Source organism: Caulobacter sp. Root487D2Y (assembly GCF_001427165.1).
Taxonomy (GTDB): domain Bacteria; phylum Pseudomonadota; class Alphaproteobacteria; order Caulobacterales; family Caulobacteraceae; genus Caulobacter.
This window is the reverse complement of sequence record NZ_LMFD01000013.1, coordinates 173,673-187,053: the sequence shown is the minus strand read 5'-3', so window position 1 is coordinate 187,053 and position 13,381 is coordinate 173,673. Positions and strand designations below refer to the sequence as shown.

14 protein-coding genes and 1 pseudogene are annotated in these 13,381 nt (G+C 69.6%); 7 read left to right on the top strand and 8 right to left on the bottom strand.

The genetic code is table 11. The features are described 5' to 3' along the window. Positions 1–4 precede the first annotated feature (4 nt). Both ASD38_RS19880 and ASD38_RS19875 read left to right on the top strand, forming a co-directional pair. On the top strand, positions 5–1,099 hold the full coding sequence (locus ASD38_RS19880; RefSeq protein ID WP_200946027.1) for a glycosyl hydrolase family 8: 1,095 nt from the start codon (positions 5–7) through the stop codon (positions 1,097–1,099). Positions 1,100–1,184: 85 nt separating this feature from the next. Beyond that, a complete protein-coding gene (locus ASD38_RS19875) occupies positions 1,185–1,469 on the top strand; it encodes a hypothetical protein (protein ID WP_056442702.1) in 285 nt (94 codons plus the stop codon). 20 nt (positions 1,470–1,489) lie between these two features. Here ASD38_RS19875 and ASD38_RS19870 read toward each other — a convergent pair whose 3' ends face one another. The 4 genes and pseudogenes from ASD38_RS19870 to ASD38_RS25170 form a co-directional block, all read right to left on the bottom strand. Next, a complete protein-coding gene (locus ASD38_RS19870) occupies positions 1,490–1,936 on the bottom strand; it encodes a hypothetical protein (protein WP_056462787.1) in 447 nt (148 codons plus the stop codon). Positions 1,937–1,997: 61 nt separating this feature from the next. After that, a complete protein-coding gene (locus ASD38_RS19865; RefSeq protein ID WP_056442708.1) occupies positions 1,998–2,342 on the bottom strand; it encodes a hypothetical protein in 345 nt (114 codons plus the stop codon). A 199-nt stretch (positions 2,343–2,541) separates the two neighbouring features. Next, positions 2,542–2,901 carry a hypothetical protein gene (locus tag ASD38_RS19860; protein ID WP_056462784.1) on the bottom strand — a complete coding sequence of 120 codons (360 nt, stop codon included), beginning with the start codon at positions 2,899–2,901 and terminating at the stop codon, positions 2,542–2,544. Between the two features lie 175 nt (positions 2,902–3,076). After that, positions 3,077–3,265, bottom strand: a pseudogene (locus tag ASD38_RS25170) (LuxR C-terminal-related transcriptional regulator); the annotation flags it as partial. A gap of 58 nt (positions 3,266–3,323) precedes the next feature. On the opposite strand from ASD38_RS25170, the gene ASD38_RS19855 reads away from it, so the two are divergent. After that, the gene (locus tag ASD38_RS19855) at positions 3,324–3,773 is read left to right on the top strand and encodes a helix-turn-helix domain-containing protein (RefSeq protein ID WP_327020191.1); all 450 of its coding nucleotides are present in this window, start codon (positions 3,324–3,326) and stop codon (positions 3,771–3,773) included. On the opposite strand, the gene ASD38_RS19850 is transcribed toward ASD38_RS19855, so the two are convergent. Further along, a complete protein-coding gene (locus tag ASD38_RS19850) occupies positions 3,770–4,531 on the bottom strand; it encodes a competence/damage-inducible protein A (protein ID WP_056462781.1) in 762 nt (253 codons plus the stop codon). The genes ASD38_RS19855 and ASD38_RS19850 overlap by 4 nt on opposite strands. A 167-nt stretch (positions 4,532–4,698) precedes the next feature. Between ASD38_RS19850 and sfsA the strand changes: the two genes are divergently transcribed. From sfsA to ASD38_RS19830, 4 genes are all read left to right on the top strand, one after another. Beyond that, a complete protein-coding gene (sfsA, locus tag ASD38_RS19845; RefSeq protein WP_056462778.1) occupies positions 4,699–5,412 on the top strand; it encodes a DNA/RNA nuclease SfsA in 714 nt (237 codons plus the stop codon). Positions 5,413–5,424: 12 nt separating this feature from the next. Beyond that, positions 5,425–6,255 carry a type I methionyl aminopeptidase gene (gene map / locus ASD38_RS19840; protein WP_056442720.1) on the top strand — a complete coding sequence of 277 codons (831 nt, stop codon included), beginning with the start codon at positions 5,425–5,427 and terminating at the stop codon, positions 6,253–6,255. Between the two features lie 92 nt (positions 6,256–6,347). Then, positions 6,348–7,109, top strand: coding sequence for a RadC family protein (gene radC / locus ASD38_RS19835; protein WP_056442723.1), 762 nt, complete (start codon positions 6,348–6,350; stop codon positions 7,107–7,109). A gap of 199 nt (positions 7,110–7,308) precedes the next feature. Further along, entirely contained in the window at positions 7,309–8,559 is a 1,251-nt protein-coding gene (locus tag ASD38_RS19830; protein ID WP_056462777.1) for a dipeptidase, read from the top strand. A 132-nt stretch (positions 8,560–8,691) separates the two neighbouring features. Here ASD38_RS19830 and msrQ read toward each other — a convergent pair whose 3' ends face one another. The 3 genes from msrQ to ASD38_RS19815 form a co-directional block, all read right to left on the bottom strand. Further along, positions 8,692–9,333: a protein-methionine-sulfoxide reductase heme-binding subunit MsrQ gene (gene msrQ / locus ASD38_RS19825; RefSeq protein ID WP_056462775.1), complete on the bottom strand. Its 642-nt coding sequence runs from the start codon at positions 9,331–9,333 to the stop codon at positions 8,692–8,694. Continuing rightward, the gene (msrP, locus tag ASD38_RS19820) at positions 9,333–10,253 is read right to left on the bottom strand and encodes a protein-methionine-sulfoxide reductase catalytic subunit MsrP (protein WP_056442734.1); all 921 of its coding nucleotides are present in this window, start codon (positions 10,251–10,253) and stop codon (positions 9,333–9,335) included. The genes msrQ and msrP overlap by 1 nt, the downstream gene beginning before the upstream one ends. A gap of 219 nt (positions 10,254–10,472) precedes the next feature. Continuing rightward, the gene (locus ASD38_RS19815; protein WP_156390813.1) at positions 10,473–13,361 is read right to left on the bottom strand and encodes a bifunctional [glutamine synthetase] adenylyltransferase/[glutamine synthetase]-adenylyl-L-tyrosine phosphorylase; all 2,889 of its coding nucleotides are present in this window, start codon (positions 13,359–13,361) and stop codon (positions 10,473–10,475) included. Between the last annotated feature and the right edge of the window lie 20 nt (positions 13,362–13,381).

The window sequence follows — 13,381 nt, the reverse complement described above, 5'->3', positions numbered from 1 at the left end:
ACCCATGTCCAGATTGGCGGCCCTGATGCGGACCGGCGTCGATTTCGCGCGAAAAGGTCCGGCGCTCCGCGCCCTTCTGGCGATCCTGTTGCTGGGTCCGCCCCAAGGGGCCTGCGCGATGAGGGACCAGGATGGCTGGAGCACGTTCAAGGCCGACTATCTCGCCGCGGACGGGCGGGTGATCGACACCGGCAATGGCGGCGTCAGTCACAGCGAGGGTCAGGGCTACGGCATGCTGCTGGCCGAGGCGCACGGCGATCGCGCCGCCTTCGACCGGCTGTGGGGCTGGACCGGCGTGAACCTCATGCGCGACGACGTGCGGCTGTTCCGCTGGCGCTATGATCCGAGAGTCCCCCGAAGCGGCGCGGATCCCAACAACGCCACTGACGGCGACATCCTCATCGCCTGGGCGCTGCTGCGCGCCTCCAGACGCTGGAACGACCGGAGCTACGCGGCCGATTCCGCGGCGATCCGCGCCGCGATCGCCAAGAGGCTGGTCGCCGAGATCGGCGGGCGGCGGGTGCTTCTGCCGGGCCTGGACGGCTTCCGCCAGCAGGACGCCGTCATCTACAACCCGTCCTATTTCGTCCTGCCGGCCCTGCAGGCCTTCGCCGCCGCCGATCCGGCCGGCCCTTGGGACCGACTGATCCAGGACGGCCTCACCGTGGCGCGCGACGCCCAGTTCGGCGCTCAGTCTCTTCCCGCCGACTGGGTCCGGATCAGCGCTTCCGGCGCCGTCACGCCCGATCCCGGCCATCCGCCTCGCTTCGGCTTCGACGCCGTTCGCGCGCCGCTCTACCTGGTGTGGGGAGGGGTCGCCGGCCAGGCCCCCGCGACCGCTTCCGCGCGCTTCTGGCGACGGTACGAGGGCGCGAACTGGCCGCCCCCGGCGTGGATCGACGTTCAAACCGGCGCCAAGGCGGCCTTTCCCCTGTCGCCGGGCGGCCAGGCGGTGGCGCGCCTGGTCGCCGATCTGCCGGCCCAGAAACTCAAACCCGCGCCGGAGGACTACTATTCCGCCGCCCTGGGCCTTCTCGCCGAACAGGCCGCTCGGGAGCGCCGTTCCCGGGGTGCGTCACAAGGTCCCGTCAGGCCTTGACCCGGTTGAGCTTAACGGCGGTTAACACTACATCGCCTCTTGACCGTGGAACCAGGGTTTCAAGGGGCAGAACAGGACCGGCGTGATGAGCAAGGATGTCGAGCAACTGTTCCGCAACATCAACCAGACCAACATCCCCTATCGGGAGTTCGAGCCGCCGAACGTGCCGTCGCCGGCCGTCGGATACGTCGAGCTCGAACGCGAGCTGACGACCTGGGCGGACAACCCCGCCCCCGCCGCTCCCAGGAGCAAGGTGTTCCGAAGATATCTGTCGAGCGGCAGCGTCGAAGCCCAACCCGCCGCCGGAACCGCGCTGGAGTCGATCTTCGACCGCATGCGCGAAAAGTGCCAGGCCGCCACCAAGGGCTGAACCCGGCCGCCCGCGCCAACTCAGACCTTCCGGGCGCTCCACCGCCCCCAGCCGGCCTGGCCCACGCCGACCGCGAAGGCGACCAGCTCGGCGTCGCTCCACAGGTAGTAGGTGGAGAAGAAACTCCACTGCATCAGGGTCAGGTCGATGATGAAGGCCACGTGGGTCAGCACGACCAGCAGCTGGAAGGCGGTCATGAACAGGATCCAGGCCCGGCGCTCGACCGCGCACAGAGCGATCAGGAACAGCAGGTAGACGATGTCGACCGTGAAGATCCCCCACTGCACCGCGGCGCGGTCGGGGGTCTGGACGGCGGCCGAGATGAACCAGGCGACGACGGTGGCCACGGCCAGCCAGCGCTCCAGCCGTCGGCCGATCAGCAGGGCCAGGGCGCAGACGGCCAGCATGACCGTGGCGGCGATCTGGGTCGGCAAGATCGAGAAGAGGTCCGAAAAAAACTGAAACATGCCGCCCCCGCGCCAGGAGCGACATGTTTCTCACGAATCGAGATCGCGCCAAGGGCCTTGGCTAGGCGCTCCCGACCTCCCGCAGCCGACCGGTGCGCGGAATGTCGCCCTCGTCCTTGTCGCCGCCGCCCACCAGGGTCACGCGGCGCAGCCCCACCTGGTCCTTGGTCCGCGCCAGGGCCTCGTGGGCGGCGATCAGCGCGCGACGGGCGTGGGCCATGCCCGAGGCGGCCTCCAGCACGCGGTCGACGGCGTGCTGGCCGACGCCGGCGGCCAGACCCGCCTCGAGCCGCGCGCGCGGCATGGCGGCGATCAGGTCGCCCATCAGGGCCAGGGTGGTGTCCACGGCCTCCTCGGTGGTGAACAGGCGGCTGGCCAGTTGCTCGGCGACGATGCGGCGTTTCATGTGGCGGTCTCCCCGCGCCCTTGGGCGCATTGCTGAACGGATGACGGGCGCCCGGCGCCCGCGCGGGTTCAGCCCCGGGGTCAGCCGTAACGCAGGTGTTGGAAGACGTGGGCCACTTGCCGCGTCCCCAAGAGGGCGCCGATCAGCAGGCTGCAGGCGGCGGCGATGGCGAGGACGGCCAGCACCCGCATCGCGGGGCTCAGGACATGATCGTGCCGTCCGCCCACTTCTCGTGAAAAGCCTCGTCCAGGACCGTGGCCGAGATGATCAGGATCTCGCGCAGCACCATCTCCGGCGGCTTGGGCAGGGCCTCCTTGCGCACCGCCGAGACCAGGTCGCGGATCAGCGGCGCCAGGTCCCCGGGCGAGAGACTCAGCAGCTGGCGCTCCAGCTCCGTCCAGGCGAACACCGGCATCGGCGGTCGGTTCGCCAAGGGCGGAAAGCCGGAGTCGAAGGCCTCGGCCGCCTCGCGGATCTGCAGCGCCTTGCGGACCAGCTGGCCCAGGCGAGCCCCCGTCAGATGGGTCGCCTCGTTGTCGTTCGTCACGCTCGTGATCATGATCTTCGTCCGTCTCTGGGGATGTCGAGACGGCAGCGGACGGCGGCGGCGGGACGGACGACAGTCCCATTGAGTCGCTGTGGGATTCAGTCCCATGGCCGGCCCGACCGGTCGCGGGGGGCCGCGGAGCGGGAGCGGCGATCTGTTCGTGGGCGGTCAGCGCCCGGGCCGCGGCGCGGCGGCCGCTGACGCCCAGCTTGCGGCAAGCGCTTTCGACCAGGGCGTCGGCGCGCGACTTGGAAACCCCCATCAAGGGGCCGATTTCCTTGGAAAGCCTGTGCTCGGCGACCCAGCGCAGGGCTTCCCGCTCACGCTGGGTAAGCAGCTCGATATTGGGCGCCGAAGGGATCGAGGACCTGTCCATCACGCTCGAGATCGATCACCGCGTGCGCCCGACGCGCCGCCTGCGGTGCAAGAATGCATTGCGGCCGGCCAAGGCCAAGCCGATAGTTCCGCATCGTCATCTCCGTTTGGGACGCGCCTTGAACACGCCGACAGGTCCAGACCCCATCGACGTCGCGGTCGGAACCCGCATCCGGGTTCAACGACGGCACTTGAAGATCAGCCAGGATGAGCTGGCCCAGGCGCTGGGGCTGACCTTCCAGCAGGTCCAGAAATACGAACGCGGCGCCAACCGGGTCTCGGCCTCGATGCTGGTGCGCATCGCCGCCAGGCTGCACACGACGGTCGGCAGCCTGGTGGGCGAGGACGTCGTGGCCGAACAGGACGTGGCCATGCTGACGGCGCTTTCGACGCCGGGCGCGATCGACCTGCTGCGGGCCTACAGCCAGGCCACGCCGAAGGGACGCAAGACCATCCTGACCGTGGCCAAGACCCTGGTCGAGCCGGACGAGACGGCGGGCGCGGCCTAGGCTGCTCCCGCCTCCAACCGCTCGATCCCCTTGACCCCGGCCTCGGTCAGCGAGGCCACCAGTTCCTCCACCGCCGCGTCGACCTCGGCCGGATCGCGGCCGCGGATCACCAGGCTGGCGCCGTAGACGTCGGGCGGGGCGAAGAACGGATAGCTGCCGATCGACAGGTCCGGATGAGCCTTGGCCACCGCTTCCAGCGGCGCGGCGATCGTGCCCTCGCCGGTGCCGGTGACGCGGACCGTCTTGCTGATCACCACCGCCCCGGTGCGCAGGCGCGGCCCGACGTCGTCGAGCATGCCGCGCATGATCGCCGGCACGCCGGCCAGCACGAAGACATTGCCGATCTGGAAGCCGGGCGGGCCCTGGACCGGGTTCTTCACCAGCACGCCGCCTTCGGGCACGTGGGCCATGCGCCGGCGGGCGGCGTTGGGCTCGCCCCAGCGCTCGCGCAGCAGGGCCATGATCTCGGGATGCTCGGGCGCCGTCACGCCAAAAGCCTTGGCCACCGAATCGGCGGTGATGTCGTCATGGGTGGGGCCGATGCCGCCGGTGGTCACGACATAGTCGTACCGGGTGCGCAGGGCGTTGACCGCGTCGACGATCTCCCGCTCGACGTCGGGCACGATCCGCACCTCGCAGACATCGACGCCGTAGGTGGCCAGGTACTTGGCGATGGCGTTGAGGTTCACGTCCTGGGTGCGGCCCGACAGGATCTCGTCGCCGATGATCAGAACGGCGGCGGTGACACGATCGACCATGCGGGAGGCTCCTCTGGGCGCGTCCTCGCCCCCAAGCCGTCTTGGCGACAAGCTCAGGGTGAGGACGAATTCTACCGCCGCTTGACCAAAGTCCTCATCCTGAGCTTGTCGAAGGACGAGGACTTTGCGCAAAGCAGCGCAGGTTCACCGTCCGACTTAAGGCCCCCATGCTTCTCCCGCAACCGATGGCGCGCGGCGTGATCGTCCAGCGCTACAAGCGCTTCTTCGTCGACATGGTGCTGGACGACGGACGCGAGATCACCGCGCACGTGCCCAATCCTGGGGCCATGCTGGGTCTGAAGGACCCGGGCCTGGCGGCCTGGGTGTCGTGGTCGGGCGATCCCAAGCGCAAGCTGGCCTGGACGCTGCAACTGGTGGAGGCCGACGAGGGGCTGGTCGGGGTGAACACCATGAACCCCAACCGGCTGGTCGCCGAGGCGCTGGCGGCCGACGCGATTCCCGAACTGTCCGGCTACGCGGTGATCCGCCCGGAGGTGAAGTACAGCGAGGCCAGCCGCGTCGATTTCCTGCTGACCCACCCCGACCGGCCGTCCTGCTGGTTGGAAGTCAAGAACTGCCACTACCGCCGCGACGGGACCCTGGCCGAGTTCCCCGACTGCGTGGCGGCCCGCAGCGCCAAGCACCTGAAGGACCTGGCGGCCGAGGTCGCCAAGGGCGCGCGGGCTGTGCAGCTGTTCGTGGTCCAGCGCACCGACTGCGACAGCTTCGCCGCCTGCGATGACCTCGATCCCGTCTACGCCGGGGGTTTGAGCGACGCCGCCCGCGCGGGCGTTGAAGTTCTGTGCTATCGTTGCGACATAAGCCCGAACGAGATCCGTATTTCCCGGCGCATTCCCTGGCGGGACGCGTCGTCAGTTTGAGACCAGACCGCCATGACCCTTGAAGACACGGCCGAGATCGAAGCCGAGACCCGCACCGGCGCGATCAAGATCCACAAGCCCGCCGACTTCGAAGGCATGCGCAAGGCGGGCAAGCTGGCCGCCGAATGCCTGGACATGCTGATCCCGCACGTCCAGCCCGGCGTCTCGTCCGACCATCTGGACACCCTGGCCCGCGAGTTCATCCTCGACCACGGCGCCCTGCCCGCCTGCCTGTTCTATCGCGGCTATCCCAAGACGGTCTGCATCTCGCGCAACCACGTGGTCTGCCACGGCATCCCCGGCGAGTGGGCGCTGCGCGAGGGCGACATCGTCAATATCGACGTGACCGTGATCGTCGACGGCTGGCACGGCGACACCTCGCGGATGTACGGCGTCGGCGAAGTGGGCCCGCGCGCCCGCCGCCTGGTCGAGATCACCTACGAGGGCATGAAGCGCGGCCTGGACGCGGTGAAGCCGGGCGCGACCCTGGGCGACATCGGCCACGCCATCCAGTCCTATGTCGAGGCGCAACGTTGCAGCGTGGTGCGCGACTTCTGCGGCCACGGCCTGGGCAAGGTGTTTCACGACGCGCCCAACATCCTGCACTTCGGCCGCCCCGGTCAGGGCGCGGTGCTGAAGCCGGGCATGTTCTTCACCGTCGAGCCGATGGTGAACCTGGGCAAGCCGGCGGTGAAGGTGCTGGGCGACGGCTGGACGGCCGTGACCCGCGACAAGTCGCTGTCGGCCCAGTGCGAGCACTCGATCGGCGTCACCGAGGACGGCTACGAGGTGTTCACCGCCTCGCCGACGGGACTGTTCCAGCCCGCGATCCTGGGCGGGTAGAAAGACACCCTCTCCCAGAGGGAGAGGGTTTACAATGACTCGACAACCCCCAATTGATCTGACCTACTTCCTGCTCGCATGACGAGGTCGGGATGGTCAGCGGCAGATCACTCAGGGCGACGGAGTCCAAGGCGACAGGCGTCGCGGACGCCGCGCCGCCCAAGTCCCCGCCCAGCCACGCCCCCAAACACGCGCTGGGCCACCGCGAGCGTCTGCGTGAACGCGCCAAGGCCGGCGGCCTCTCCGCCCTGCCCGACTACGAGCTGCTGGAGCTCTATCTCTTCCGCACCTTCGCGCGCGGCGACGTCAAGCCGATGGCCAAGGCGCTGATGGCGCGGTTCGGCTCGTTCGGGGCGACGATCTCGGCCTCGATCGAGGAGCTGAAGACCGTGTCGGGCGTCGGCGAAACCGCGGCGGTCGATCTGAAACTGCTGCACGAGGCCGCCTTGCGGGCCGGTCGCGACAAGATCGCCAAGCGGCCGGTGATTTCGTCCTGGACGGCGCTGCTGGGCTATGTCCGGGTCGCCCTGGCCAACGAACCGCGCGAGCAGTTCCGCGTCCTGTTTCTCGACAACCGGAACCAGCTGATCGCCGACGAGGTGATGAACCACGGCACGGTCGACCACGCCCCGGTCTATCCGCGCGAGGTGATGCGCCGGGCGCTGGAGCTGTCGAGCAGCAACATTATCTTGCTGCACAACCATCCCAGCGGCGACCCGACGCCGTCGCGGCCCGACATCGAGATGACCAAGCAGATCGTCGAGGCCGGCAAGGCGCTGAAGATCAATGTCCACGACCACCTGGTGGTCGGCCGCGACGGGGTGGCCAGTTTCAAGGCGCTGGGGCTGTTCTGAGAAATCCTCCCCCTGTGGGGGAGGTGTCGGCGCAGCCGACGGAGGGGGGATAATTGGGCTCCACCGGGGCAAGACCGCTAACGCGACTCCCCCCACCGATCGCTTCGCGATCACCTCCCCCACAGGGGGAGGAACACCTTGACCCCGCCTCCCCGATCCCCGAGCGTGGCCGCAAGTAACACGCCACGTCGGAGTCAAGATGTCCCGCCTGCTGACCGTTCTCCTCGGCTCCGCCGCCCTGTTGGCCGCCACCGCCCCTCCTCCCGCCAGTTGGGCCGCCGACGCTCCGGTCTCCAAGGCCGCCAAGATCTCGAAGGAAGATTGGGCGCTCCATGAAAAGGTCCTGACCCTCGACACCCATCTCGACACGCCCGAGCATTTCGCGCGCCAGGGCTGGAGCATGGTCGACCGTCACGAGGTCAAGGCGGACGGCACCCAGGTCGACCTGCCGCGCATGAACGCCGGCGGCCTGGATGGCGGGTTCTTCGTGATCTACACCCCCCAGGGCGCCCTGTCCGCCGAGGGTTATCGCGGGGCCCGCGACTTCGCCCTGGAGCGCGCCACCGAAATCCGCGAGATGGTCGCGGCCCATGCCGACAAGTTCGAGCTGGCCTACACCGCCGACGACGCCGAGCGGATCAACAAGGCGGGCAAGAAGTTCGTCTTCCAGAGCATCGAGAACAGCTGGCCGATGGGTGAGGACCTCACCCTGATGCAGACCTTCCACGCCACCGGCGTGCGCCTGGCCGGGCCGGTGCACTTCAAGAACAACCAGTTCGCCGACAGCTCCACCGACAAGCCGATCTGGCACGGCTTCTCGCCGCTGGGCCTGCGCTGGCTGGCCGAGGCCAACCGGCTGGGCATCGTGATCGATGTCAGCCACGCCTCCGACGACGTGGTCGACCAGGCCGTGCAGCTGTCGAAGGTCCCGATCATCGCCTCGCACTCGGGCGCCAAGGCGATCTACGACCATCCGCGCAATCTGGACGACGGCCGCCTGAAGAAGATCGCCGACGCGGGCGGGGTGATCTGCATCAACTCGGTCTATCTGAAGAACACCAACGCCAGCCCCGAACGCCTGGCCGCCCTGAAGGCCCTGGGAACCGCGCCCGACAGCGAAACCGCCACCGAGGCCGAGATCGTCGCCTATCTGAAGAAGCGCGCCGAGGTGGACGCCAAGTTCCCGCCGGTCCGCGCCAGCTTCGAGGACTTCATGGCCAGCCTGACCCACACCCTCAAGGTGGTCGGGCCCGAGCACGTGGGGATCGGCGCCGACTGGGACGGCGGCGGCGGGGTGGTCGGCTTCGAGGACGTCGCCGACCTGCCCAAGGTCACCGCCCGGCTGAAGGCGGCCGGCTACACCGACGCCGACCTGGCGGCGATCTGGGGCGGCAACGTGCTGCGGGTGGTGCGCCAGGTTCAGGACTACGCGGCCAAGGCGGCGAAGTAAGACCCTCCCCCTGTGGGGGAGGCGGCCGAAGGCCGGTGGGGGGAGTTTTAAGGCTTCGATCCAGGTTGTGGTCGCCTGCCGATCACTCCCCCCTCCGTCGGCTTCGCCGACACCTCCCCCACGGGGGAGGACCTAGCGTCCCGCCGCCCGTCTCCGAAACGCATCCCAGAACCGCCAAAGCATCAGCGCCGTCAGGATCGCCGCATAGATCAGCGGCGGCCGATGGTCGGCTTTCACCAGCAGGTAGTAGTGGGCCACGCCCAGCGGGACGATCAGGTAGATCAGCCAGTGCAGCCTCTGCCAGGCCGCCCGGCCCAGGCGGAGCACCCAGCCGTTGGTCGAGGTCACGGCCAGCGGGATCAGCAGGGTGAAGGCCAGCATGCCCAGGGTGATGAAGGGCCGCTTGAGGATGTCCTTCACCAGCTGCCCCCAGTCGAAGAACAGGTCGACGCCGATATAGGTCAGCAGGTGCAGGCAGATGTAGCTGAAGGCGAACAGGCCGATCGTGCGGCGAAAGCGGACCAGGCGCGGCTTCCGCAGGATGCGCGCGGCCGGGGTCACCGCCAGGCCGACCAGCAGCAGGCGCAGGCCCCAGACGCCGATCTGGCGGATCAGGGTCTCGATCGGATTGGCCCCCAGGTCGTCGCTGAACACCCGCCAGGCCAGCCAGACCAGCGGCGCGAAACAGGCCAGCCAGACGACGGCGTAGACCAGGTTGTCCCGGGTCTTGGAGGGGCGCTTGCTCCGGACCGGCCGCTTCACCGAGGCGTCCATCAGAAGTTCCGCTTCAGGTCCATGCCGCGATAGAGGTCGGCGACGTACTGGCCGTAGCCGTTGAACGGCAGGGTCTCGCGGCGGCGGAACTCGCCGATCCGGCGCTCGGTGGCCTGCGACCAGCGCGGGTGGTCCACGGCCGGATTGACGTTGGAGTAGAAGCCGTACTCGCGCGGGGCCAGATCGTTCCAGGCCGTGCGCGGCATCTTCTCGACCAGGCTGATCCGCACGATCGACTTGGCGCCCTTGAAGCCGTACTTCCAGGGCACGACCAGCCGGATCGGCGCGCCGTTCTGGTTGGGCAGGACGTCGCCGTAGAGGCCCACGGCCAGGATCGTCAGCGGGTGAACCGCCTCGTCGATCCGCAGGCCCTCGCGATAGGGCCATTGCAGGGTGTCCCAGCGCTGGCCCGGCATTTCGGAGGGCCGCTTCAGGGTCTCGAAGGCGACGAACTTGGCCTTCGAGGTCGGCTTGACCTGGGCCAGCAGGTCCTTGAGCGGGAAACCCACCCAGGGGATCACCATCGACCAGCCCTCGACGCAGCGCATGCGGTAGATGCGCTCCTCCAGCTTGTTGGCCTTGATCAGATCGTCGATCGCGAAGCTGGTCGGCGCCTCGCACTCGCCGTCGACGCGAAGCGTCCAGGGCCGGGTCTTGAGGGCGCCGGCGTTCTCGGACGGATCCTCCTTGTTGACCCCGAATTCGTAGAAGTTGTTGTAGCTGGTGATGTCCTTCCTGGAGGTCGGGGTCTCGGTGGTCGAGAAGCCCGGCCCGTAGGTCAGGCCCCGCGCGCTGGCCGTCCCGGCCGCCGCCAGCAGACCCAGTCCCGCCGCCCCGCCGATGAACTCGCGCCGCCGCAGATAGAGGCTCCGGTCGGTGACGTCATTGTCGGTCAGGTCGGGGGCGTGGCGGATCAGCATGGGCGGGCTCCGAGGGGGGCTACCTTGGAGGATACGTGCTGGGAGCGGGAATGGTTACAGGAAGTCTGTGGAATGTGACCACTTGCCCCCTACGGGTCGCTTCGCGACCGTCTTCCCCCACAGGGGGAAGAGGAACCGCCGCCGGCGTCGCGCGTCCTCCGCCCCCTATGGGGGCGGACAGACCGCGAAGCGGTCAGGTGGGGGCAAGTCCGTGAGCCACTAACCCCTCACCACCGCCTCGAACGCCCCCCGGGCCTCCAGCTTCGCCTTGGCCAGCTTGGTCTTCAGCGACCGGAACTCGCGCACCCCGCCCGCCCGGGCCAGCAGCGTCCGGAACGCCTTGGGCTCGGTGTCCGGGTCGTGGCCGTCCTCCAGCGCCACCTTCAGCAGCTGCGACAGGTCCTGCTCCAGCCGCCAGGCCGCCTCCAGGGCGCCCAGCGCCGCCGGGTCGCCCAGGCCCGCGCGGCCCAGGGCCGCCAGGGCCTCGCCGGTGTTCTGCGCCAGGGGACCGCCGCCCGCCGCGTGGACCAGCTGCAGGAACTGGGCGGCGAACTCGATGTCGACCAGGCCGCCGGGGGTCAGCTTGAGGTCCCAGTCGCCCTTGCCGGGCCGCTCGTCCTCCATCAGCTGGCGCATCTCCAGCACGTCGACGGCGGTCTTCCGGGGGTCCCGCGCCCGGCGCAGGGCCGCGGCGATCGCCGCCTCGGCCCGGGCCTGGAACGCGGCGGACGAGGCCCAGATCACCCGCGCCCGGGTCAGGGCCTGCAGCTCCCAAGTCTCGGCCTCGCGCTCGTAATAATCCTCGAACGCCGCATAACTGACCGCCACCGGCCCCTTCGTGCCTGACGGCCGCAGCTTCAGATCCACCTCGTACAGCGTGCCCTCGCCGGTCGGCGCCGACAGGGCCGAGGTCAGGCGTTGGGTGAAACGGGCGTAGAAACTGTCGGCCGCCCAGCCCTTGATCGCCGAGACCGCGTCCCCTTGGCCGGCCGGATCGTCGGCGGCGTACAGCGTCATCAGGTCCAGGTCCGACTTGGCGGTCATCTCCCGCGAGCCGGCCTTGCCCAGGGCGACGACGGCGACCTGGCCCGGGAAGCCGCCGCCCAGCCGTTCGACCTCGGCCAGGGCGGCGGGCGCCAGGCCCCGGACGATCACGTCGGCCAGGTCGGCGAAGGCCGCGCCGGCGTCGCGGGCCCCGGCCGTGCCGCTGATCACCCGCACCCCGATCCGGAAGCTCTGGTCGCGGAACAGGCGCCGCGCGGCGTCCATCGCGCCCTCGAAATCGGCCGGATCCCAGGGGGCGTCCTTGGGCATCTCCATCGGCCCGAAGAAGGCCGGGTCCAGCAGGGCGTCCAGGGCCGTGGGCCGCCGCGCCAGGGTGCTGGCCAGGCGCGGGGCGAAGGCCATGACCTCGACGATCAGCTCGAACAATCGCGGCTGGGCCAGGAACAGCGACTGGATCTGCACGCCGCTGCTCAGGCCCGCGAAGAAGTCGCCGAACCGGTTGAAGGCGTCGTCGGGCGCGCCGGTGGCGTTGGCGGCGTCCAGCAGGCGCGGCGCCAGGCGGGTGAACAGCTCGCGGCCCCGCGCGGTGCGGGTGGCGGCGATGTGGCCGTGGTGCCAGCCGCGGATTGTCGCGGCCACCCTTTCCGGATGCGAAAAGCCCATGCGCCTGAGCGTGGCCAGGGTCTCCGGATCGTCCTCGACGCCGGTGAACACCAGGCTGCCGAACCGCGACGACAGCTCCTCCTCGCCCTTGAACAGCGCGCCGTAGCGACGGTTCACGCCCTTGAGGATGTTGCCGACCACGGCGTCGAAACCGCGCAGCGCGCCGTGTCCCCACAGGGCCGCCACCTTCTTGCGGTCGGTGTCGGACTCCGGAAGCTTGTGGGTCTGGTCGTCGGCGATCATCTGGGCCCGATGCTCCAGGGCGCGCAGGTCGCGGTAGGCCTTGATCAGATAGTCGCGGTCCTCGGGCGTGACGTGACCGGCGTCCGACAGGGCGGTCAAGGCCTCCAGCGTGCGCGGGCTGCGCAGGTCCGGATGACGGCCGCCCAGGATCAGCTGCTGGGTCTGGACGAAGAACTCGATCTCGCGGATGCCGCCGCGCCCCAGCTTCAGATCCGCCCCCTTGGCGGTCAGCCGGTCGTCCACCTTGTAGGCATGGATCTGGCGCTTGATCGAATGGATGTCGGCGATGGCCGCGAAGTCGAGGTTCTTGCGCCAGATGAACGGCTGCAGCTCGGCCAGGAACGCCGCGCCGTGCCCGAAGTCGCCGGCGCAGATCCGCGCCTTGATGTGCGCCGCGCGCTCCCAGTTCTGGCCGACGCTCTCGTAGTAATCGAGGGCCGCGTCGATCGGCATGGCCGGCGGGGTCGAGGACGGGTCGGGACGCAGGCGCAGGTCGATGCGGAACACGTAGCCGTCGGCCGTCCGCTCGGCCAGCAGCCGGCCCAGGTGGTTGGCGATGCGCACGGCCACGCCCTGCGGCTCGACGCCCTCGGCGACCGGCAAGGCCTCGGGCGCGTAGAAGATCGAGAAGTCGATGTCGCTGGAATAGTTGAGCTCGAAGGCCCCGTGCTTGCCCATGGCGATGCAGAACAGGCCCGGGGCCGGGCCGTCCAGCCCCTCGCCCACATGGGTCAAGGCCCCGCGCGCCACCTCCAGCCGCACGGCCTGGGCCAGGGAGGCGTGCAGGGTCGCGTCGGCGAAGCGGGTCAGGGCGGCGGTGACCGCGTCCAGGTCCCAGACCCCGCCCAGGTCGCACAGGGCGGTCAGCAGGTGCAGGTCGGCCTTCAGTTCGCGCATCGCGCGGCGGGCGGTCTCGAAGTCCGGCTCGGCCCCCACGGCCTCGGCGGCGGCCAGGATGCTGGCCAGCCGCGCCTCGGGGTCGCCGTCCAGGATCGAGGGCAGCCGCTTGGCGTCGCGCCGCGCCAGGCCGGTCAGATAGGGCGAGGCGGAAAACACCGGAGCCAAAGCGGGCCAGGCGGCCTCGACCAGGGGCGCGGCCTCGCCGACCCGTCGCGTGATCGTCTCATGCGCCCGTTCGGCGGCCTTGGGATCGACCACGGGGCCGCAGGGGGTGAGGCGTTCGAGCAGGCGAGTCATGGCGGCCACTGTGGCCGCCG